This window comes from Paraflavitalea devenefica, assembly GCF_011759375.1.
Taxonomy (GTDB): Bacteria; Bacteroidota; Bacteroidia; order Chitinophagales; family Chitinophagaceae; genus Paraflavitalea; species Paraflavitalea devenefica.
Genome location: NZ_JAARML010000001.1, coordinates 396503 through 420444, shown reverse-complemented (window position 1 = coordinate 420444; position 23942 = coordinate 396503). Strand labels below are relative to the sequence as shown.

Sequence of the window (23942 nt, the reverse complement as noted above, 5' to 3'; positions counted from 1 at the left end):
GTACATATTAACTGATTGCACCGGGAATAATGTATTTTGAGGAGATTAGAGAATACGGCAATCAGCATTCAGAAGGCGGCAAGAGGCGAATGGGCAGGGTGGCTTTTGAATTGCTGAATCATACCTATAATAAATAATCAATTATTAAAAATTTTACATGGCATTAGGAAAGATACTCTGGGTAGATGATGAAATAGAAAGCTTACAATCGCAGATCCTGTTCTTACAGAACAAGGGTTATGAGGTAAGTGCATTGACCAATGGTTTTGATGCCGTGGACTTTGTGCGCGATAATATTGTGGATGTGGTATTACTGGATGAAACGATGCCCGGTATTACCGGCCTGGAAACGATTGCCAAGATCAAAGAAGTAAACCAGCAGGTGCCTATTGTGATGATCACGAAGAATGAGACGGAGAACCTGATGGATGAAGCGATCGGCAGCCAGATCACGGATTACCTGATCAAACCGGTAAATCCCAACCAGGTACTGTTGAGCCTGAAGAAGATCATTGATAATAAAAGATTAGTGGCTGAGAAAACGACTACCGCCTACCAGCAACAGTTCCGCAACCTGTTTATGGCGCTGAACAGCAGCCCGGATTATAATGAGTGGATGGAGATCTATAAAAAGCTGGTGTACTGGGAGCTGGAAATGGAAAAAAGTGACAGCCCGGAAATGCAGGAGGTATTCCAGTCGCAGAAAAGTGAGGCCAATAATGAGTTTTTCAAGTTTGTGTCGAAGAACTACGCCAAATGGGTGAGCCCGAAGAGTACAGAAGGACCGGTCATGTCGCATACCCTGTTTAAGTTCAAGGTAATGCCCCATGTAGAGAAGGGAGTGCCTACTTTTTTCCTGCTGATCGATAACCTGCGTTTTGATCAATGGAAAGCCATACAGCCCATTTTTGCGGAGAGTTTCCGCATCCTGGAAGAGGAAAGTTTTTACAGCATTCTGCCTACTGCTACCCAATATGCACGGAATGCCATATTCAGTGGTTTACTCCCGATGGATATAGAAAAAGCTTATCCGCAACAGTGGAAAAATGATGATGAGGAAGGGGGGAAGAACCTGTTTGAGGAAGAGTTTTTCCGTGGACAACTGAAGCGTATGAAGCGTGATGATGTGCGTTTTTCCTATACCAAGATATTGAATAACCAGGCGGGGCAGGACCTGGTAAATAATATCCATAACCTGCTGAATAATGACCTGAATATTATTGTATACAATTTTGTGGATATGCTGAGCCATGCCCGCACCGAGATGGAGGTGCTGAAGGAACTGGCAGGCGACGAAACGAGTTACCGGTCTGTAACCAGGAGCTGGTTTGAACACTCCCCTCTGCACCAGGCATTAAAGAAGATTGCAGATAAGAAGATCAATATTGTATTGGCTACCGATCATGGCAGTGTACGGGTGAAGACGCCGGCCAAGGTGATCGGGGATAAGCAAACAACCACAAACCTGCGGTATAAGCATGGCCGCAACCTGAATTATGAGCCCAAAGAGGTGCTGGCCTTCCGCGATCCCAAAGAGGCCGGATTACCGGTTCCTACAGTGAATTCTTCCTTTATTTTCGCCAAAGAAGACCTGTTCCTCTGCTATCCGAATAATTACAACTATTATGTGAATTATTACCGGAATACCTTCCAGCATGGGGGGGTAAGCCTGGAGGAGATGATCGTGCCGGTGATTAAGATGACGAATAAGTAAGAGCGGCAATCGGCAGTCGACAATCGGCAATGGGGCGTAAGCGGGCAAATGTGACTACTGTCGACGGCTGGTTTTCGGGGTGTTTTTTATGAATATTGTGGGAAGTAGCTGATTTTCTGTCCACTGGGTGTGGAAAACATTAATAGCCTATAAATGGCGTACCGCGGACATTTGGCTAATTTTGTTAGTGAATTTGGAGTATGACTATGAAATATACCCAGCATACATTAGATAAGATTGAGCGTATCCTTGACGAGATGGAATATGTGGTTCGCTATGAGCGGGGCAATTTCCAGAGCGGTTATTGTATCCTGGAGGCAAGGAGGGTAGTGGTGCTGAACAAATTCCTGCAAATGGAAGGACGTATCAACACCCTGATAGATATTATTCCCCAATTGAATATTGATCCCGAGTTACTTTCCAATGAGGCCCGCAAGACTTATGAGGATGTGCTGGCCAAACATGCGGCGGAAGAGAAATAACCCCAGACTTCGTATTTTTAACGCGTGAGTTATCCTTCATTAACTATCACTTTTTTAGGAACGGGCACCAGCAGCGGCGTACCCATGATTGCCTGCGATTGCCCGGTTTGCCAATCTACCGATCAAAAAGACAAAAGGCTGCGGTCAAGTATCCTGGTACAATCACCCACTACCACCCTGGCAGTTGATGCCGGCCCCGATTTCCGCTACCAGATGTTGCGGGCGAAAGTAAAACACCTCGATGCAATTATATTTACCCATCCCCATAAAGACCATGTGGCGGGGCTGGATGATGTGCGGGCCTTTAATTTTTTCTCCCGGCAGCCGATGCAGGTGTTTGCCAATGAGATGACGCAGGAGGTGATTGTCCGGGAGTTTCCCTATGCTTTTTATGAAACGAGGTATCCGGGCTTGCCGGAGATCCATCTTACCACGATTGACCTGACGCCTTTTATGGTAGGCGATATCCTGGTCACCCCTGTGCAGGTATGGCATTTAAAGATGCCGGTGATGGGCTTTCGCTTTGGGAAGTTTACCTATATCACCGACGCCAATAGTATCGAGCCTGCAGAGAAAGAGAAGATCCGCGGGAGCGAGGTATTGGTGTTGAATACCCTGCGGAAAGAGAAACATATTTCGCATTACAGCCTGTCGGAAGGCATTGAAGTAGCGCAGGAATTGCAGATCCCCCAAACTTATTTCACCCACCTTAGTCACCAGATGGGCAAGCATGCCGATGTTGAAAAAGAGCTCCCCGAGGGTATTCACCTGGGCTGGGATGGGCTGGTGATAAATCTATAACCCGTTTACCTCGTATGTATAGAAGTGCCGGCCATTATAACACCGCCGGGCACTGTATATACCATGAAAAACTACCTGCGGGAATATTTCAGCTTCACTAAGAAAGAGCGGACCGGCATTATTGTATTGCTGGTATTGATAGGAGTTACTGTTGCCCTCCCTTATTTTATAAGGGTTCCTTCCACACCACCCGACAGGGCTGCTTTTGAAAAGCTGCAACAACAACTGGCGCAACTGGAAACGGCAAAGGATTCCGGCTATGAAGCACCCTATACTCCAGACCATGATCTTGTTACAGAAAGCCGGGATGAAGAAGTTGTACTGTTTGCCTTTGATCCGAACCGTTTACCGGCGGAAGGCTGGAAAAGACTGGGCATCCGGGAACGTACGGCCCATGTTATTCAGCATTACCTGGCTAAAGGCGGCCGGTTTCGCCGGCCCGACGATCTATATAAGATTTACGGGCTGCGGAAGGAAGAAGTTGACCGTTTGTTGCCGTATGTGACGATAGAAGCCATTGAGCCGGCAAAAGAACGGCCCGTTGCAGGACGGACCCCTGATTCTATAGCACACCACAACCTGCCCAAACGCTTTAAGGAACCTGCTGTGATTGATATTAATACGGCTGATACAACAGCCTTTATTGCCCTGCGTGGCATTGGCAGTAAACTGGCGCAACGGATTGTTCATTTCAGGGAAAAGCTGGGTGGTTTTTATGCCGTGGAGCAGGTGGGAGAGACATATGGCCTGCCGGACTCAACTTTTCAGCAGATCAGGAAATTACTGCATTGCCCATCACCGGCCTTGCGGACGATCAATATCAATGTTACTGATGTCACTACGCTTCAACAGCATCCCTATATCCGTTGGCCGCTGGCCAATGCCATTGTGCAATACAGGCAGCAGCATGGCGTTTATGAATCGGTAGACCAGTTATTGCAGATCAACACGGTAACACCTGTCGTGTTGGAGAAAATAAGACCCTATCTGGCTATTGAGTAAATAGGGTAAAGATTTCTTATAAATTAACGCTAACAATTGTTAGTTTTTCGAAAATAGTATTATCTTGCAGGAGCCCTCTAAGGATTCTTGCCAACGAATTTATCTTATGAATTTCGAGACTTCTGAATTAACACAACAGGTAGCGCAAACAGCCCGGGATTTTGCACAACAGCACATTAAGCCCTATGTAATGGACTGGGATGAAAGCCAGACTTTCCCGGTTGAAGTATTCAAAGAGATGGGAAAGCTGGGGTTGATGGGGGTACTGGTGCCTGAAAAGTATGAAGGCGCTGGGCTTACGTATCTTGAGTATGTAGCCATTTTGCAGGAGATAGGTAAAGTTTGTGGTTCTGTGGGCCTGAGTGTTGCTGCTCATAATTCCCTCTGTACGGGGCATATTATGGCATTTGGCAACGAGGAGCAGAAGCAAAAATACCTGCCCAAACTGGCTACGGCCCAGTGGTTGGGCGCCTGGGGATTAACTGAACCCAATACCGGTAGTGATGCTGGTAATATGAAGACCACTGCTGTAAGAGATGGTGACCATTGGGTACTGAATGGCACCAAATGCTGGATTACCCATGGTAAAAGCGGTGATGTGGCAGTAGTGATTGCCCGTACCGGCGAACCACGATCCAAGGACAATGCCACAGCCTTTGTAGTGGAACGTGGCACACCAGGTTTTTCAGGTGGTAAGAAGGAGAATAAGCTGGGCATGCGCGCCAGCGAAACGGCCGAAATGATCTTTGATAATTGCCGGATACCGGATGCCAACCGTCTTGGTGAAGTAGGAGCGGGATTTAAGCAATCCCTGAAGGTGCTGGATGGCGGGCGTATTTCCATTGCGGCTTTGTCATTGGGTATTGCGAAAGGCGCTTATGAAGCTTCTGTGCAATATTCCAAAGAGCGTCACCAGTTTGACCAGCCGATTGCCAATTTCCAGGGTATTTCGTTTAAGCTGGCCGATATGGCAACGGAGATCATGGCGGCAGAGTTGCTTACGCTGCAGGCCTGTGACCTGAAGATAAGAGGTGAGCAGATGACGAAGGAAGCTGCTATGGCTAAGTATTATGCCAGTGAGGTAGCGGTGAAAGTGGCCAATGATGCTGTACAAATATTCGGGGGCTATGGTTATACCAAAGATTTCCCGGTAGAAAAATATTATCGCGATAGTAAACTCTGTACTATCGGCGAAGGTACCTCTGAAATCCAGAAGCTGGTTATTTCGAGAGAAGTTTTAAAAGCCTGAATGTTTTGAGATAGGTTGCTTGTCACGTCAAGGGCTCCGTTGGTTGCGGGGCCTTTTTCATGCAAAAGGGTGAGCTGCCTTTGGAAGACGACCCACCCTTTTGCCTGTGGGATAATTCATTTATTTAAGGCATGAAATCATCATCGCTTTTCTTCGCGTATTTGTCGAATACTTTATCAATAGCGCCACCGAAGATGGGGAATTTTTCCTTGGCGAAGTTTTTCATGATCTCCACTGCTTTATAAGCCTGTTGTTCTGTGAGTCCCTCTGCCATGAGTTTTTTAATTAAATCGTCCATAGTCTTTAGTGTTTAAGATAACCACCAAAAGAGAGAGACACAAAATATGTGCCTCTGCCTTTTGATGAAATATGTTTTATATAGCTTATGCTACTTTGAGTAAGCTCATTTTGCTCTTGTCGAACTTCTTCTGGGCATAATCCAACGTGAGGTGGAAGGTTTGTTGCTTGGAGGATGGCATCTCAAACATGGCATCGGTGAGGATGCTTTCACAAATGCTGCGTAAGCCTCTTGCGCCGAGCTTGTATTCAAGGGCTTTGTCTACCATGAAATCCAGCACATCTTCATCTACATTGAGTTGGATGTTTTCCAGTTCAAACAGTTTTTTATACTGTTTGATGAGCGCGTTCTTGGGTTCGGTAAGAATGGAACGCAGGGTGGATTTATCCAACGGATTGAGGTGGGTAACTACCGGCAAACGGCCCAGCAGCTCCGGGATCAATCCGAATGATTTGAGGTCGGTAGCATTGATGTACTGCAGCAGGTTCTTTTTCATGTGTTCCTGCAGGTCTTTGTTTACATTGAACCCGATGGCATTGGTGTTCACCCGGCGTGCAATGACCCTGTCAATACCATCGAAGGCGCCTCCACAAATGAAGAGGATGTTCTGGGTATTGATCTTGATGAGCTTTTGTTCCGGATGTTTACGGCCTCCCTGCGGGGGTACCAGTACATCGGTTCCTTCGAGGAGTTTTAACAGGCCCTGCTGAACCCCTTCGCCGCTTACATCGCGGGTGATGGAAGGGTTATCGCCTTTGCGGGCAATTTTATCAATCTCATCTATGTAAACGATACCCCTTTCAGCAGCGGGTACATCATAGTTACAAACCTGTAATAAACGGGTTAAGATGCTTTCCACATCCTCCCCCACATAACCGGCCTCTGTAAATACAGTAGCATCTACAATAGCAAAAGGAACGTTGAGCAGCTTGGCAATGGTTTTAGCCAGGAGTGTTTTACCGGTACCGGTTTCTCCTACCATTACGATATTGCTCTTCTCGATGTCCACATCACCTTCCGCCACTTTTTGCTGAAGACGTTTGTAGTGATTGTATACTGCTACGGCCAGTACTTTTTTAGCATCATCCTGTCCGATGACATATTCATCGAGGAAGCGCTTTACTTCCACCGGCTTTTTTACGTTTAATTTAAAAGAGGAGGAAGCAGCCGGTGTTTCACTACGGATCATAAGTTCCTGCTCAATAATTTCGCGGGCATGTTCTACACAGTTCTCACAAATATGACCTTCCTGGCCGGCAATAAGGATTTTCACCTCATCGCGGCTACGCCCACAAAAAGAACAATGTAAGGTTGTCTTTGCCATTGGTATAAGTATCTCCGGCTACAAAGGTATTCAAAGGGATTTCTATCTCCAATTAAATACCTTGTAGCCGGGATTATAGATAAGTTAATAAGGGATTACGCTTAGACGCATTGACCCTTAATGTGTTAGAATTTCTCGAAAACCTTGTCCACAATGCCATATTCGATGGCTTCCTTGGCGTCCATCCAGTAATCGCGGTCAAAGTCTTTCATGACCTGTTCCGGCTTTTTGCCGCAGTTTTCGGCCAGGATACGGGCGCTGATCTCTTTTACGCGCTTGGTTTGCTTGGCCTGTATTTCCAGATCGGCGCTAACCCCCTGTATATGGCCTCCGAGGCTGGGCTGGTGGATCATTACTTCCCCGTGAGGGTAGATGTACCGGCTGCCCTTGGTCCCGCCACTGAGCAGGATAGAGCCCATGGATGCTGCCAGGCCCATACAGATGGTGCTGACAGGGCTTTTAATCATTCTCAGGGTATCATAGATGACCATACCGCTGGTTACGATCCCACCGGGGCTATTGATATAAAATTTGATCTCCGTTCCAGGCTTATCGGCATCCAGCAGGAGTAATTTGGTGGTTACGTCCCTGGCCGATTTGTCGTCAACTACCCCCCAGAGGTAAATGCTGCGGGTGTCGAAGAAATACTGCTCCAGCTTTTTGCTGAAGATCATAAGGTCCGACTTGGGTTGTTCTTCCTTTTCTTCTTCATCGTCCATGCGATAGGGCTTGGCTGTATATTTTGAGTAGTTCATATTTTAAGCTATTTGTGGTTAGTCTTCTTTTTTCTCTTTACGTGGGTTGATGAGCAATACTTCATCTACCAGGCCATAGTCCTTGGCTTCTATGGAGGTGAGCCAGTAGTCGCGCTCGCAATCTTTTTCTACCTGTTTGCCGGTTTTGCCGGTATGATTAGAGATGATATCGTACAGGTTCTTTTTGATCTTTTTGATCTCATTGACGGTGATCTCGATATCGCTGGCCTGACCGCCGATGGCGCCACTGGGCTGGTGCAACATTACCCGGCTGTGTTTCAGGGCTGTACGCTTACCTTTGGTGCCGGCGCAAAGCAGCACGGCGGCCATAGAGGCTGCCATACCGATACAGATGGTGGATACATCGGGCGTGATGTATTGCATGGTGTCATATACACCCAGGCCTGAATATACACTACCACCGGGGGAATTGATGTACATCTGGATATCGCGGGTACGGTCGGTACTTTCAAGGAATAATAACTGGGCGGTTACGATATTGGCTACTTCATCATTGATGGGGTAGCCAAGGAAGATGATCCGGTCCATCATGAGGCGGCTGTATACGTCCATCACAGCTACATTCATAGGGCGTTCTTCAATAATATTGGGCGTAAGATTGGTTACCTGGTATTTTTGGTAATCATTCAACGTATTGCTGGAGATACCCCTGTGCTTCACTGCGTATTTTTCAAATTCTTTGCTGAGGTTCATAGACTTTCCTATTGATTTAGTGAGCAATTTAAGTCATTTGGCAAATCAATTACCGTGCTATATCTAAAATCGGACATTTTGCCATAAAAGTGGGGTGGGGATGATTAGGGTAGAGGAAAGGAGGGGGGTGATTATGGCAGGTCTGGTCAAAAAAAAGCCACCCGCGGCAGGCGGATGGCTTTTAATATTAAGTTTTTTGCCGATTAATGGTGGTGGTGCTGGTGCTTTTCCAGCTCCTTGGTGAACTCGTCTACAGTTACCGGTTTTTCGGTAGCGTTGATCTGTGTTTCAGCCCAGTTGAATATTTTTTCTGTCTGGATGCGGTGGTAGGCATCTTCTACAAACTTCCTGTCCTGCATCATCCGGTTGATGTAATCTGCTACCCAGGGTTGTTCTTCAGCGCCTCCGGGCATTCCCATATAGCTGAACAATTGATTCCGGGCAAAAGCCTGCAGGTCTTCGGGCTTTACTTCAATGTTGTTATCACGTACAAGCTTATCAATAATGAGCGTCCATTTCAGTTGGTTGGCGAAGGTGGGAAACTCGTGTTCAGCTTGTTCGGCCGTTTTCGGCTCTTCACCGCCCATCTGGATCCAACGTTTGAGGAATGATTCGGGGAACTCAATTTTGGTATGATCGAGCAGTACGTGGTATAATTCATGCTGCAAGTGGTTGCTGCCTTGTTTATCCCAGTACGATTGAATTTCCGCTTTTACAGTGTTGCGGAATTCTTCTTCTGTTTTAATGCCTTTGCCGGGATAGGCTGCTTCAAAGAATTCTTCGTTCAGCTCAGCTTTCTCTACCAGTCCTACTTTGGTGATGAGCATGTTGAAGAACTTACCGGCGGCGGCTGTATCATGTTTATCAAAGCCCAGATCGCCCAGTATCCATTCTCTTTCCTTTTCATCAAAGGCTTTGGTTAATTGTACCTGCACGGCATCATCCTTTTTCCTGCCGAGTAAAGTCTTGCGAAAATCTTGTGCAAAATATTTTACCAGGAGGGAGTTGTCTTTCTTTACACCGTCTTCTGCCACATTGCCTTCTTCATCCGTTTCTGTGAAGGTTACATTCAGTACGTTGTCATCGCCGGTCACTGTTTCCGGATCGGTCATTTTACCATGACGCAAACGTAAGCGATCCACTTCCTCATTCATCATTTCGTCGGTAATGGTCACTTTATAGCGGGTAGCTTTTTCGGTAGCCAGGTCGGCTACTTTAAAGTCGGGTTTCAAACCTATTTCGAAAGCAAAAGCGTACTCGGAAGGTTCATTAACGTTCAACTGATTGGGGTTGTTTTCCATCATCGGCAGTGGCTGGGCAAAGATCTCCAGCTTTTCGTTCTGCATGAAGTCGCTCAGTTGTTTCTCTACGGTCCTTAATACTTCATCCGTAAATACAGACTGGCCATGCATTTTTTTGATCATGCCGGCAGGTACCATTCCTTTCCGGAAACCTGGTATATTGGCAGTTTTGCTATAATTCTTCAGGGCTTTTTCAAAAGAGGGCAGGTAATCTTCTTTGGCCACTTTGACAGTGATCCTGTCGTTCAGCAGACCTATATTCTCTCTGGTAACTGTTGCCATAGTGCTTTTTTTATTGGGGTGCAAAAGTACGGAAAAATCTGAAGTCGGAGGTCAGAAGTCTGAAGTCCGGAAAGTCCGGGATATGGAGAAGCCTGTAAGACAGGAAGTCAGGGGTACGGGACCTGAAAGGTAGTAAAAGGCCTTTTGGATTCAGTTTCAGGACTATAGATTACCGGCGGTCTACCCTTTATCCTGTAGTACCAGGAGGGGGATCTTCGTTTCATAGCACATGGCGGTGGTGCGGCTTTTGGAGAAGATGCGTTCAAAGAAGGTATGGGTATGGGCCACCATGACCAATAGCTCGCTGGCATGGTGCTGGAGGTAGTCATTGATGCCATGGGTAACAGAATTGTCTGTAACGTTCACAAATTCATGGTCATAACCACTGAAAGCCCGTTCTGTGCTTTTCCTGCCGGCCAGCTCATCTATTTTAACGGCGTCTTTCTGTACGTGTAATATATGGATCTTAGCCCCCAGTGTTTTGGCTATTTCCAGCAGGGGGGCGAAGAGGTTGCTGCTGGTTTTATAACTGAAATCACTGGCGTAAGTAATATGTTGTACCTGCTTATAACCGGCGTCGTGTGGAATGATAAGGACAGGTGTCTTTAACTTGCGGATGACGTTGGTGGTGGTGCTGCCAATGATCTTATCCAGTCCACCGGCTCCCTTCATGCCCATGACTACGAGGTCAACGGACTCCTCTTTGGCCAGTTCCCTGATCTCATCCGAGGCAATGCCGATCCGTACCAGCGATTCTACTTCCACGCCATAGGTGGAATGGAGGTTTTGGGCTTCCTTTTTGAGAAAGGCCTCATTTTCCTGCTGCATTTCATCGGCGGTTACCATTACATACGGTACCTCGCTGACGGGGGTGGGCAGCATGTAGGCATGGAACAATAACAGGCGGGCCTGGAAGAACCTGGCCAGTTCTGCGGCGTATATGGCAGCGTTTCGGGAAACCGGTGAAAAATCAACCGGAACAAGTATCGTTTGCATACTTAAAGGTTTATATAAAGTTACCAAAGGTTGACCGGGAATGGCATAATAAAAATCGGATACCACAGCGGCGATAAAAGGCTGGTATAGTGAGTGAAAGCCATGGAGGGCAGGCTTTCAGGCGGCTTAAGCCCGGGTTTTAGGCAGTAGCGTGTATGAATGAAAAACGGGTAATTTATTACCCGTTCCGGGGAGTTGCCGATGGTAACAGGAGGGCGTTTAGATGATCTTCCCTTTCACTATTTTCATCAGTTCGGCTTTGTAGTTTTCACTGGCTACTATTTCGGCCGTGATGCCTTTCAGCAATACCCGGTTGCCTTCAATGCCCGTGATACGGTCTATGGCAATGATGAAAGACTTATGCACCCGGATGAAGTGCCGGCCAGGCAGGCGCTCCTCCATATCTTTCATGCTGGTGTATACCAATGTTTTCTTTCCGCCCGAATAGATGGCTATGTAGTTTTTCATGCCTTCTATGTAGTCTATATCGGCCAGGTTGATCTTCAGGAGCTTTCCTTTGGATTCTGTTTTAACGAATATGTAATCGTCCTCCGGCTGTTCCCTGGGAGGCTCCGGAGTTGTATTGTTGAGTGCTGTTGCTGCCTTTTGCACAGCCGTGAGGAAGCGTGGCAGGCGGATGGGTTTTAATAAGTAATCCACTACATCGAGGTCATAGCCTTCGAGCGCAAACTCCGGATAGGCTGTGGTAAGGATGACTTTACTTTTTCCATTGATGGACCTGATGAAGTCAATACCCGACAGCTCGGGCATCTGGATATCTAAAAAGATCAGGTCAACTTTTTGGGTGGCCACTATTTGTAAGGCTTCCAGCGGATTGGTGGTGGAAGCCACGAGCTGTAATAAAGGTGTTTGATTGATGTAGTGCAGCAGGATGTCTAATGCGTGCTGTTCATCGTCAACGATAAGGCAACGAATCATAGTGTATGAATGATTAATTGGGTGGTATACAATTCGTGTTCATCTTTTATGTCAAGGGTATACTGGTCTTTATAGGCAAGATCGAGCCGTTTTTTGATGTTATCAAGTCCAATACCTGTAGAAAGCTCCTTGGGTCCTGCTTTCTTTTTATTGCGGCAATAGAACTGCAGGCTGTTGTCGTCAACAGTTAGTCGGATATCTATCGGGTATTCGGTACTTTTCAGGTCGCCATGTTTGAAGGCATTTTCGACGATGGTAATGAGCACAAAGGGAATGATGGTGGTCCCGTTGACGATGCCATTCACTTCAAAGTTAACGTGCAGGTTGTTGTTATAACGAAGCTGGTGGATCCTGATCACATTGCGCAGGTGCTCTATTTCATCCTTAAGGGCGGCTTTACCATTTTTTAAATTCCCTTCGCTCAAAGCGTAGCGCATAATGTCGCTTAATGTTAGTATGCCCTCGGAAAGTTCCGGTGAGTAGGGGAGGGATTTGGCATACAGGAAATTGAGGGTATTGTGCAGGAAATGTGGGTTGATCTGTGCTTTGAGGAAGTTTAAATTGGCATTGGATTTTTCTACTTCGAGCTGCATTTTCTGTTCTTCCAGAACCTTGCGCTGTTTTTTCTCATCGCCATGACTGGCTATAAAAGCGATAAGCATGCAAGGAACGGCAGAAAGAAGAAAACATACTAAGAAAAAGACAAGCGCAATAGCGGGACTCCATGCGCCTTCTTGTAAATCAGGTCTCAAATAGCCATCCGCTAAGTAATAACCCCAAAGTATGAATGATACCAATATAGAAGAAGTGAAATAATGAAATAAACCTTTTTTATTAGCGATGAGGTGATAGAAATGATTGACCGCGAAATAATAAAAGAAAGTATAGAATGCCAACCCTGCTGCAGTACTTATCAGGGAATATTTATTGAAAAGGCCTTGCAATTCTGCGGGTTGATTTTTTGAAGGAAACGTGTACATAGACATTACTGCCAGTACCATCAATATGATATGGATGATCAGTACTATCCAGAATACCTTCAGCAGCGAAAACCTTTTTTGTGATAATAGTTTAAACACAAACGATACGTTTTTATAATCGGATAAAGCCTTTAAATTAGCAAACATACTGCACCTTTAGAATTAAATAATCAGCTATCTCAGGCGGTTACACGCTTATCCCACACTTGCGGAGCAGGCGTATAGTTGGTTTTTCGTTTCTATTTTACTCCCTTGCTTCCGGTTCCTCCCTGTGCTCTTTTTTGTTCATCTTCCAGACCGGTACTGCGCTGGCGGGCAGCTTTTACCTGCGTATTGCCAAAGCGGTAACTAATGCTCAGTTTGAACAGGCGGCTTTCGAAACTGGTATTGGATATGGTTTGTTGTCCTGCAAAATCACTCACTTCCCGGTATTTCAGGGTGCGGAATACATCACTCAGGGCTGTTTTAATGGTGGCTTTCCCCTTTAGTATTTGTTTTTGAATGCCTGCATCCATGCTCCACATAGCCTTGTATTTGGATGTACCGGTATAGAAGGGCGAATAGTAGTAACCGGTCAGTTCGGCTGTCCAGGTTTTGGCAAAGCGAAGGCTGTTTTGTGCAAAGAAGCTGAAGTTGGTGGCATTCCTGTTGATGTTACGTCCGGTCCCCATATTGGCTTCGTATGTTGAGTAATTGGTATTCATATTCATGTAAGACATGAAGGATTTGTATTGCAGCATATAGCTTACGTTGAGGCTGAGCACTTTTTGCGTGGCCAGGTTTAAGCTGGATATGGCGGCTTTTGATGTTTCTGCAGTGTCGGTCAATGCCGTGAACATATCTTTTACCAGGCTATAGTTCAGGGTAGTGGTTAAACTGCCTTTGTAGATATGTGTAAGGCCAAAGCTATTGGTATATTGGGGGCGCAGGTTGATATTGCCTTTGATGAACATGTAGTCGTCTATTTTAAATTCAAAAGGATTCAGGTCGCTATAGGCAGGCCGGTCAATACGGCGGCTCCAGGTGAGGCTGAACTGGCTCATAGGGTTTTTGTTGAAGGTGATGGCTGCACTCGGAAAGAGGTCGGTATAGTTGCGTTTGAAAGAAGATTGATAAGGCGTATAATCTGTGCCGGTCTTCTTCAGGCCATTGGAGGTGCCTTCTAGATTGGTATTCTCTGCCCGTAAGCCTGCCTGGATGGTGAAGCCTTTAAAAGACCTGTTATAGTTCACATAGGCGGCATTGATGTTTTCAGTATAACGGAAACGGTTGCTGCGGTCTTTGTCCAATTCCTGCCCGGATGCATAAATATTGTATTGCTGAAAATCATTGTCGGTATTTACCCAGGATATTTTCCCCCCTGCTTCCAGCTTTCCTTTTCCCAGGTTTTGTTCGTAATCGGCTTTCCAGGAGTAAAGGTTAACACGCGTTGGGGTAATCATCTGGCTCAGTATACTCCTGATCTTTTCTTCACCCGCTGCATCGAGGTAATTATTGGACTGTAGCTGGCTATTGCTTTTTTTGTGGAAGCCATAATCGCCATTGATGGTAAGGCTTTTGTTGCTGCTATAAGTGTGTACATAGTTCAGGTTGATATTGATATTGTCGCTTTTGCTATCGCCGTTGTTGTCGGCTACCAGTATCCGGTTGGTAATACCGGTTGGGCGATGGATAATGGGTGTACGGCTGTAGTTGTCGAGGTCAGTATTGTTCAGGCTGCCATTGACCATTATTCCCAGGGTGGTTTTTTTGTTGGGGAAGTAGTCAATGCCTGTTTTAAAGTTGTGCCCGGTACTTTTCATAAGGAATAAACCGCGCTGGTCGAACAGGGTATCGGGAAGGGTGCGGCGGGAATCAATGTGCGATTCCATAGGACGCTTGTAGGCGCTATAGCTGCCAAAGACGTTCACCTTTTTATTTCTGTGGTTCAGTGAAAAGCCGCCATTGTATTTAGCATAGGTGCCGATGTTCCAGCCTGCATTGACCGAGCCATTGGTACCAAAGGCTTTGTTCTTTTTCAGTACGATATTGATAATACCTGCATTACCTGCGGCATCGTATTTGGCAGAAGGATTGGTGATGAGCTGGATGGATTCAATCTGTGAAGATTGCAGGGATTTGAGCCAGGCAGCAAGGTCCTGGCCGGCCAACGGTGAAGGGCGGCCATCCACATAGATCTTTACGCCGTTTTTACCGCTCATACTAAGTCTGTCATCTTTATCAACGATTACGCCGGGGGACCTGCGTAATAGTTCCAATGCATCTGACCCTGTGGCATTGATGGTTCCCTCTACGTTCAGGATGGTTTTATCGGCTTTTACTTCAATCAGTGGTTTCCGGGCAGTCACTGTAACGGCCTGCATACCGGCAGCAGCAGGTTGCATGACCAGATCGGGTATAGTATTATCGGCAGTACCCATTGAAAAAGGGGCAGAAAAGATAGGCTGGTAGCCTGTATGGCTGGCGCTTACCAGGTAGTTGCCTTCCAATACGCGGGGAAAGCTGTAGAAGCCGGAATCATTGGATAGGGCCAGTTTTATCACGGCGGAATCGGCAGTCTTTAATAAGCTAATAGTTGTTCCGCTGATGGGCGCCCCTTGTGCATCCTTAATAAAACCGTTTATTTTTTGGGCAAAGCTGCCGGAGGTAATGCAGGTGAACAGGAGTATATAAAGCAGACGCATGAGAATGATTTTAATTGTATGAGGGTATATGATCAGAGCTTATCTGGATAGGGTTAAAACAGGCAATATGGAAGGGAGGGCTTCTGTAATTATCCGGGCGATGTCTTCATGGTTGGTCAGCCGGCCCCGGGTTTTGAGCAATAACTCCAATTGATCCGAACCTCCGCCAATGGCTATGCCTGCTACATATAAAGTATATTGACCGTTCCCGGCTTTCCTGGCCGGTTTTGTTGCTGTGGTAGTATCTTCCTGTACAGCGGCTGCGGGTTGACTGATCAGTGTATCGGGGATGTTGACTATAAAGAATGAACTTACGCTTTGCTTGCAAATCCCTTTTGAGGAGATGATGACTTTGGCAGTATGGACCCCGCTGCTGGTACGGGACGATTGTTTGACCGGGCCGGAGTCTGTGAGGCCCTTGGTAATTGCATAGGTATGGGATGCAGCCTGTTTTGTTACCACAAAGCCGTTGATGGTTTGACCAATGATACTGTTGTTTACCAGTATAAACAGGAAGAAGATAAAGCGTGACATAGTTGTAAGTTTTGCGTGAAGGAATAGGTTGTTGTAATTCATGGGTCAAACGTATAAAAGGCCGGAGGCAGGAAGAAAAACGTTACACCAACAAGGGTTTTGCCGGTACAAAACCGGGTTTTTTGAAACTGTTGTTCCAAATTATCCCAACACTATTCACCCGGTTTTGGGCGAATGCTGTCTATAACGGTTAGACTGTTGCGGATGGCATAGTGGGATCGATCCCATGCTTTTTATGCCGGTTAGCCAATAAAAATGAATGTTTTTTGTTGTTTCAGTCAGGAGAGATGCTAACTTGTATTTTGATTGTTTACGTATGAATATTTATAAACTATGATAAGAAATAGCAAAAGCCTGTTTTTAGTTGCCTTCCTACTTGTTCATGCAATAGTAAAAGCGGAGGTACAGCCCAATAGTTTGTTCAGTGACCATATGGTATTGCAGCGGGATATTGCTGTACCGGTGTGGGGCACAGCCAGTGAAGGTGAAAAGGTAACGGTCACCTTCAACGATCAGCAGGTTAGTGCTACGGCAGTTAACGGCAAATGGATGGTGAAGCTAAATCCTTTGAAAGCGGGTGGACCGTTTGTAATGGCCATTGCCGGCACCAATACCATAACGATTAATGATATCCAGGTAGGCGAGGTATGGCTTTGCGGCGGACAATCGAATATGGAACGTCATCTTGGCCTGCAAGGCGGTCAGAAACCCATTATTAACTGGGAAGCAGAAGCGGCAGCGGCCAATTATCCCCTCATCCGGCAGTTTTATTTACCGCGTGTGGGCGGCTCAGCAGAGCCTTTAGCCAGTGTAAATGCCAACTGGACCGTATGCACGCCCGGAAGCGTAAAAGGGTTTTCGGCTGTGGGTTATTTTTTTGCCAGGGACCTGTTCAATGAGCTCAAGGTGCCTATCGGCATTATTCATTCTTCCTGGGGAGGTACTCCGGCGGAGAAATGGACCAGTAGGGAAACACTGGCGGGTAATCCTGCCTTGAAGGAACTGGTAGATGCCTATAACAGGTCTATCAGTGACTACCCTGCCAGGCTGGAAAATTATAAGAAGAACGAACCTGCCCTCCTGGAGAAATGGGCAGCCGATACTTTACTGGCGAGACAGGCTGGTAAATCCCTGCCACGCAAACCTTCGGCGCCGGTACATCCTGTGAAGGCAGGTGATTGCGGAGGTTTGTATAATTCCATGATCGCGCCGCTGATCCCTTATGCTATTAAAGGTGTTTGCTGGTACCAGGGTGAAGCCAATAATACACGGGCCAAACAATACCAAACTCTTTTACCTGTCATGATCAATAGCTGGCGGTCGGCCTGGAATGAGGGTGATTTTCCTTTCCTGATCGTTCAGATCGCACCGTATAAGGACATGAAGCCTGAAATACGGGAAGCCCAATTACTGATCACGCAGCAAACCAGGAACACGGCCCTGATCGTAACCACGGATTGTGGTGATTCGTCAGATATTCATCCTGCCAATAAGCAGCCGGTAGGAGCCAGGCTGGCGCTGGCGGCAAGGGCACTGGCCTATAAACAGCGGCTGGAATATTCAGGCCCGGTATATGCTTCTATGAAGAAACAGGGAGATAAGATCGTATTGCGTTTTACGCATGGTAAAGGGCTTGCGGCCAAAGGCGAAGTATTGAAGGGTTTCTCCATTGCAGGTGCTGATCAGCAGTTTGTACCGGCAACGGCCACTATAAAGGGCAAAAAGATCATTGTGTTCAACGATACAGTTAAAGATCCTGTTGCTGTACGTTATGGATGGGCCAATGTACCGGATGTGAATTTGTACAATAGCGATGCGTTGCCGGCATCTCCATTCAGGACAGATGTAGAATAAAACAGCTAACTACTTAATAGCGATCCCGGCTGCCATTGGTGGCCGGGATTGTTGTTTTTGGGCGCTGCCCATCCAGTCTGCTGGCCTCGTTTCAGGCTGACAGAAGGGCATAAAAAAACATCAGGCATGAAACCTGATGTTTAATCATTGTTTGTGCGGATGACAGGAATCGAACCTGCACTCCTCGCGGAACCAGATCCTAAGTCTGGTGCGTCTGCCAGTTTCGCCACATCCGCTTCTCTGCAAGATGTAAGATTCATCAATTCAATGACTTATATTGCTGCTCGCTGTAAACTCATTGAAGTCGGGGAATCAGGAATTTGTTGCAGGGAGTGCAAAAGTAGGAGTTTTGACAGAAAACAGGAAAACACTTTCTTTTACTGTAAATTCGTTTGAATAGAAATATGGATACTGTAGCTGTGATACCGAAATATAATTTGAATGAGGAGCAGGAGAAAAAGCTGATACTCCGGGAGTACCGTGCCTTGTTGCGTTCACTGAAACCCAAGTTAAAGCCCGGTGATAAGGAGCTATTGCGCCGTGCCTTTGAGATGGCTGCAGATGCCCATAAAACGATGCGCCGTAAGAGTGGGGAACCTTATATCCTGCACCCGCTGGCTGTTGCCCGTATCGGGATAGAGGAGATTGGCCTGGGCGTGCGCTCTACCATCTGCGCCCTGCTGCATGATACGGTAGAAGATACGGATATTTCCCTCGAAGATATTGAGCGTGAATTTGGTACAGAGATCGCCCGGATTGTGGACGGGCTTACCAAGATCTCGAATGTAATAGACGTGAACGCCTCCCAGCAGGCGGAGAATTTCAAAAAGATATTGCTGACGCTGACAGATGACCCCCGGGTAATCCTGATCAAGCTGAGCGACCGGCTGCACAATATGCGTACCCTGGACAGTATGAAACGGGAAAAGCAGCTAAAGATAGCTTCTGAAACCGTGTATGTGTACGGTCCGCTGGCCCACCGTATGGGATTGTACAATATCAAGACAGAGATGGAAGACCTGTCTATGAAGTACCTGGAGCCGGAAGCCTACCGTGAAATTGCCCGCAAGCTGGCAGAAACGAAAAGGGAACGGTCCAGGTATATCAATGAGTTTATACGTCCTATCCGGGAGAAATTAGAGAAGATCAATTTTGAGTTCGAGATATATGGCCGGCCCAAGAGCATCCACTCCATCTGGAATAAGATGAAGAAGAAAGGTGTGGCCTTTGAGGAAGTGTATGACCTGTTTGCCATCCGGGTGATCCTGGATACGATCCCCGAAAAAGAAAAGGAAGCCTGCTGGAAGGTGTATTCGATTATTACCGATGAATATACCCCTTCTCCAGAGCGGTTGCGCGACTGGCTGAGTAATCCCAAATCGAATGGTTATGAGGCCTTGCATACTACCGTGATGGGGCCGCAGGGTAAATGGGTGGAAGTACAGGTGCGCACCAAGCGGATGAATGAGATCGCCGAGAAGGGATTGGCCGCCCACTGGAAGTATAAGGAAGGAACGAATGACGAGAGCCGGTTTGATAAATGGTTCCAGCAAATACGGGAGGTGTTGAATAATCCCGATAATGATTCTGTTGATTTTCTGCAGGACTTTAAGACGAGTTTCCTGGCCGAAGAGATCTATGTATATACACCCAAGGGCGATGTGAAGATGCTGCCGGTAAATTCTACAGCCCTGGATTTTGCTTTTTCCATTCACAGTGCGGTAGGTTCTCAGTGTATCGGCGCCAAGGTGAACCATAAGCTGGTGCCCATCAGTCATAAGTTGCGCAGTGGCGACCAGGTGGAGATTATTACTTCTGCCAAGCAAAAGCCTTCAGAAGACTGGATCAATATTGTGGTTACCGCCAAGGCCAAAAGTAAGATCAAGGATGCGCTGAAGGAAGAAAAGCGGAAGGTGGCCGATGAAGGTAAGTATACCCTGCAACGCAAGGTAGAGGGACTGGGTGCTGCTTTTAACCAGCACAATGTAGATGTGCTGACTGCTTTTTATAAGTTGCAATCCCCGCTTGACCTGTATTACCAGATCTCGATCAAGGCGATTGACCTGAAGGAGTTAAAAGATTTCCAGGTACTGGGTGATAAACTGGAGCCTCCCAAGCCGGTTAAGCCTGTTATTGAACACAAGACCGAGCATACCTCCCTGCCCAAGAAGGATGCCGAGCTGATTATATTCGGAGAAAGCAGCGATAAGATTGTTTATACCCTGGCCAATTGTTGTAAGCCGATCCCCGGCGACGACGTATTTGGATTTGTTACCACGGGTAAAGGACTTACTATCCACCGCACCAATTGTCCCAATGCCACAAAGCTGCTGTCCAATTACGGCCACCGGGTGGTAAAAACCAAGTGGGCGCGTAATAAGGAGATTTCCTTCCTCACTGGTTTAAAGATCGTAGGTATTGATGATGTGGGTGTGATCCATAAGATCACCAACCTGATCTCGGGAGAGATGAAGATCAATATTAATGCGATGACGATTGAGGCCAAGGATGGACTGTTCTACGGCAATGTGAAAGTGTATGTTCATGATAAGGACGAGTTGGATGACCTGGTGGAGCGCCTGAAGCGTTTGCCGGGTATTGAAACGGTAGACAGGTATGATACGGAAGCATAGTAAGTGATCTATGCAAGTAGTTTTTCCCTATCTTAGTATTCTGGTTATAGTTATATTATACAAGCACACCTTTTTCACCCTCCCCAATCCATATTCCTGTGCAGCTTATGATAAGTGAAGTTTGTCATAAGCTAAGATCCTTTTCATGAAACACACATTTTAAACTCAAAACGAAACCAACATGAGAAAATCCCCGGACGAGATAACCTGAGTGCTTTAATTTCCCACAGACGTAACATCTCAACCTTCTTCAACTCTCCCCGCAACCCCTCCTGTCTGTACCCAAACAGGTATCTGATCGTGCGCTGTCACCCTGAGTGACCGGCATGACGTTTCCTGATTTTTTTACCCTTCCCAGACCGTACCATATTTCCGTATCCAAACAGGTACAGGATAATAGCATGCTATTGCCTGAACTGATCCTTTATAAACACATATTCAAAAACACAAAAGCTACACCAGCATGAGACAAATTCTGAAACGAGCTTTGCTTGTGTTCATGACCGTTGCCTTGCCAGCCTTGCTATTGGCGCAGGTATCCGTGTCGGGCACAATTACAGACGCCTCCGGTAATGCGGTCCCAGGCGCTTCTATTAAACTCAGAAATTCCAATCTTGGCACCTCTTCAGACGCCAATGGCAAATTTTCGTTAATGGTTCCCGGTAGTGGAGGAACATTAGAGATCTCAGCCATCAGTTTTAAAACCCAAACAGTACAGGTAAGCGCTTCCAATTCAAATGTATCTATCCAATTGTCGGAAGACGTGGGCAAGCTGGATGAAGTGATCGTAACGGGCCTTGCCACCAGTGTAAAAAGAAGGAACCTGGCCAATGCGGTGGCCACTATTTCCAGCAGGGACCTGAGTGGTACCGCCCCGGCACAAACTTTTGATGCGGCCCTGAATGGCAAAATTACCGGCGCTTATATTAACGCCAACTCCGGCGCCCCGGGTGGTGGTATTTCTGTAAAACTCCGTGGGGTAACTTCCATATTCGGTAATACACAGCCGCTTTTTGTAGTAGATGGGGTTTTTATAGATAATACGACCACCTCTGCCGGGTTAACTTTTGTAACAGGCGCTGTAAGGAACGCTTCTACCAGTAACCAGGACAATCCTTCCAGCCGTATAGCCGATCTGCGGGCAGAGGATATTGAAAATATTGAAATATTAAAGGGCGCTTCGGCTGCTGCTATTTATGGTTCAAAGGCTGCAGCGGGCGTGGTATTGATCACTACCAAACGTGGTAGACAAGGGAGAACAAAAGTTTCTTTTTCCCAGGATATAGGTTTTGTAAAAGTAAGAAAGCTGTTAGGCACCCGTTCCTTATCGTCTAAGATTGTAACTGACCAGGGATGGGATGTGGCAGAATACAATGCAGCAGTGGCCGCCGGCAAGGTATACGATTATGAAAAAGAAATTTATGGCGAAACCGGGCTTACCCGTAATAGTTCCGTGAGCGTAACCGGCGGTACAGATAAAACCAGTTTTTATTTTTCTGCTTCACAAAAAAATGAAGAAGGGATCGTAAAAAATACCGGTTTCCGGAGCAATAGCCTGCGACTGAATGTAGACCACCGGATTACAGATAATATTAAGATAGGACTGACCACCAATTATATCAATTCTTCGGCAGACAGGGGGTTGACCAATAATGATAATAACTCTGTTTCTTACGGAGTGGCTTTATCCACGACGCCCGGTTTCACAGAACTTCACGCGGATGCTAACGGCAACTTCCCCCGTAATAAGTACAGCGCCTCCAATCCACTGGAAACAATCGCTAAAATAACGAATAACGAAGGTGTCAACCGTTTCATAACCGGTATCAACCTGGATGCTATTTTTCAGAAATCGGCCCAGTCCACTACCCGTTTCATTGGCCGGGGTGGCATTGATTTTTATAACCTGAAAACTTTTGCTCTTTTTCCCAATACGCTCCAGTTCCAGGAAGTAAACCAGGGCACTTCTGCGCAGGGCTTCGCGAAAAGTCTTAGTACCAATTTTATTCTTTCTGTGGTTAATAATTATATGCTCTCACCCAATTTAAGTTTAACTACTTCTGCGGGTATTACACAGGAAAACGGAGATTACGATAATCTGCTCAATGTTGCTACCAGGTTGGTGGGAGGTCAGTCCAATATCAATATGGCGGGCGCATTGACTGCTTTTCAGTTCCGTAACAAAAACCAGGATAACGGCATTTTTATACAGGAAGAAGCGAGTATTATCGACGCTATTACCTTAACTGCAGGGGTCCGTTTTGACAGGTCTACCAATAATGGCGACCCGGATAAATATTATGCTTTTCCCAAAGCAGGTTTATCCTGGAATTTGACCCGTATGAATTTCTGGAAAAGCAAGCTATTTGACAATCTGAAGATAAGAGCAGCATATGGACAAGCTGGTAATTTCCCGGCTTTTGGCAGCAAGTTTAATTCCATAGTAATAGCCAATACCGGAGGTTTACTGGGCACCCTGGTAAGCACTATACGGGGTAATAAAGACATTGAGCCGGAAAGAACGGCAGAGTTGGAAGCCGGACTTGATTTCAGCGTGTTGAACAGTAAACTCAATGTTGAAATTACCTTTTATAACAAAACCATTACGGGCTTTTTGTTGCAACGTCCCGTGGCAGGTTCCAGTGGTTTCAGCACCCAATGGATCAATGCCGGTGATCTGCGTAACCGGGGTATTGAGATCAGTGTGAATGCCCAACCTGTTGCAGCCAAGAATGTCCGTTGGACATCTACGGTTAATTTCTGGCTCAACCGTTCTAAAATAACCAAGCTGGATGTTGACCCGGTAGAGCTGGGTGCTTTTGCTACCGACCTGGGTATGTTCAGGATAGAGGAAGGCAAGACTGCTACCCAGATCGTAGGGACAGATGGTACAAAAGGAACTGTTAAACTGGGCGATGCAGAACCAAAATTCCAGATGAATTTCTTTAATGAAGTGACTTTTCTCAAAAATTTCAGTGTACGGTTCCTGTTGCACTGGAAGCATAAAGGAGATAACCTTAACCTGAGTGAATTTTTAACTGACTTGGGAGGCACCAGTCCGGATTATGACGGAGATGATGATGGCAATGGTGTTATAAATGGTACGCAGCGGATAAATGACTATTTCGATGGGTCTGCCCGTAATTTTGTGCAGGAAGCCGGTTATTTGCGTTTGAGGGAAATTGGCTTGTATTACACCTTCTCTAAATTACCTGCTAGTTTTATTAAAGGACTCCGCGTGGGCATTTCTGCCAATAATTATTTTACCAAAACCAAGTACAGAAACTATGATCCGGAAGTATCCAATTTCGGAACAGGCTTTTCAACCAACGTGGATGTAATGCCATTCCCGGCTTCCAAGCGGGCCACTTTCCATTTATCAGTTGATTTCTAAAAACAA

The 23942-nt window shown here is 46.4% G+C and carries 18 protein-coding genes and 1 tRNA gene; 8 read left to right on the top strand and 11 right to left on the bottom strand.

The window, feature by feature from the left end:
• Positions 1-157 precede the first annotated feature (157 nt).
• From porX to HB364_RS01570, 5 genes are all read left to right on the top strand, one after another.
• Entirely contained in the window at positions 158-1714 is a 1557-nt protein-coding gene (gene porX, locus HB364_RS01590; RefSeq protein WP_167286147.1) for a T9SS response regulator signal transducer PorX, read from the top strand.
• 206 nt (positions 1715-1920) lie between these two features.
• Positions 1921-2196 (top strand): hypothetical protein, encoded by a 276-nt coding sequence (locus HB364_RS01585; protein WP_167286146.1) that lies wholly within the window; start codon positions 1921-1923, stop codon positions 2194-2196.
• Between the two features lie 24 nt (positions 2197-2220).
• Positions 2221-2997 (top strand): MBL fold metallo-hydrolase, encoded by a 777-nt coding sequence (locus HB364_RS01580; RefSeq protein ID WP_167286145.1) that lies wholly within the window; start codon positions 2221-2223, stop codon positions 2995-2997.
• Between the two features lie 63 nt (positions 2998-3060).
• On the top strand, positions 3061-3999 hold the full coding sequence (locus HB364_RS01575; RefSeq protein WP_167286144.1) for a ComEA family DNA-binding protein: 939 nt from the start codon (positions 3061-3063) through the stop codon (positions 3997-3999).
• A gap of 106 nt (positions 4000-4105) precedes the next feature.
• On the top strand, positions 4106-5248 hold the full coding sequence (locus tag HB364_RS01570) for an acyl-CoA dehydrogenase (RefSeq protein WP_167286143.1): 1143 nt from the start codon (positions 4106-4108) through the stop codon (positions 5246-5248).
• Between the two features lie 124 nt (positions 5249-5372).
• On the opposite strand, the gene HB364_RS01565 is transcribed toward HB364_RS01570, so the two are convergent.
• From HB364_RS01565 to HB364_RS01520, 10 genes are all read right to left on the bottom strand, one after another.
• Positions 5373-5546, bottom strand: a complete 174-nt coding sequence (locus tag HB364_RS01565) for a hypothetical protein (protein WP_167286142.1) — start codon at positions 5544-5546, stop codon at positions 5373-5375.
• Between the two features lie 85 nt (positions 5547-5631).
• Positions 5632-6870 (bottom strand): ATP-dependent Clp protease ATP-binding subunit ClpX, encoded by a 1239-nt coding sequence (clpX, locus tag HB364_RS01560; protein ID WP_167286141.1) that lies wholly within the window; start codon positions 6868-6870, stop codon positions 5632-5634.
• Positions 6871-6995: 125 nt separating this feature from the next.
• A complete protein-coding gene (locus HB364_RS01555; protein ID WP_246228280.1) occupies positions 6996-7625 on the bottom strand; it encodes a ClpP family protease in 630 nt (209 codons plus the stop codon).
• A gap of 18 nt (positions 7626-7643) precedes the next feature.
• Positions 7644-8339 (bottom strand): ClpP family protease, encoded by a 696-nt coding sequence (locus HB364_RS01550; protein WP_167286140.1) that lies wholly within the window; start codon positions 8337-8339, stop codon positions 7644-7646.
• A 203-nt stretch (positions 8340-8542) separates the two neighbouring features.
• On the bottom strand, positions 8543-9922 hold the full coding sequence (gene tig, locus HB364_RS01545; RefSeq protein WP_167286139.1) for a trigger factor: 1380 nt from the start codon (positions 9920-9922) through the stop codon (positions 8543-8545).
• A 180-nt stretch (positions 9923-10102) separates the two neighbouring features.
• A complete protein-coding gene (locus HB364_RS01540; RefSeq protein ID WP_167286138.1) occupies positions 10103-10918 on the bottom strand; it encodes a universal stress protein in 816 nt (271 codons plus the stop codon).
• A 219-nt stretch (positions 10919-11137) separates the two neighbouring features.
• A complete protein-coding gene (locus tag HB364_RS01535) occupies positions 11138-11857 on the bottom strand; it encodes a LytR/AlgR family response regulator transcription factor (RefSeq protein ID WP_167286137.1) in 720 nt (239 codons plus the stop codon).
• Positions 11854-12984, bottom strand: a complete 1131-nt coding sequence (locus HB364_RS01530) for a sensor histidine kinase (RefSeq protein WP_167286136.1) — start codon at positions 12982-12984, stop codon at positions 11854-11856. Before HB364_RS01530 ends, HB364_RS01535 begins: the two co-directional genes overlap by 4 nt.
• 92 nt (positions 12985-13076) lie before the next feature.
• Positions 13077-15521: a TonB-dependent receptor gene (locus HB364_RS01525; protein ID WP_167286135.1), complete on the bottom strand. Its 2445-nt coding sequence runs from the start codon at positions 15519-15521 to the stop codon at positions 13077-13079.
• Between the two features lie 39 nt (positions 15522-15560).
• Positions 15561-16055, bottom strand: a complete 495-nt coding sequence (locus tag HB364_RS01520) for a hypothetical protein (RefSeq protein WP_167286134.1) — start codon at positions 16053-16055, stop codon at positions 15561-15563.
• A 333-nt stretch (positions 16056-16388) separates the two neighbouring features.
• On the opposite strand from HB364_RS01520, the gene HB364_RS01515 reads away from it, so the two are divergent.
• Positions 16389-17909, top strand: coding sequence for a sialate O-acetylesterase (locus tag HB364_RS01515; RefSeq protein ID WP_246228279.1), 1521 nt, complete (start codon positions 16389-16391; stop codon positions 17907-17909).
• Positions 17910-18063: 154 nt separating this feature from the next.
• Here HB364_RS01515 and HB364_RS01510 read toward each other — a convergent pair.
• Positions 18064-18145 (bottom strand) — tRNA-Leu (locus tag HB364_RS01510).
• Positions 18146-18313: 168 nt separating this feature from the next.
• On the opposite strand from HB364_RS01510, the gene HB364_RS01505 reads away from it, so the two are divergent.
• Positions 18314-20542: a RelA/SpoT family protein gene (locus tag HB364_RS01505; protein ID WP_167286133.1), complete on the top strand. Its 2229-nt coding sequence runs from the start codon at positions 18314-18316 to the stop codon at positions 20540-20542.
• Between the two features lie 463 nt (positions 20543-21005).
• Positions 21006-23936: a SusC/RagA family TonB-linked outer membrane protein gene (locus tag HB364_RS01500; RefSeq protein ID WP_167286132.1), complete on the top strand. Its 2931-nt coding sequence runs from the start codon at positions 21006-21008 to the stop codon at positions 23934-23936.
• Positions 23937-23942: the final 6 nt, after the last annotated feature.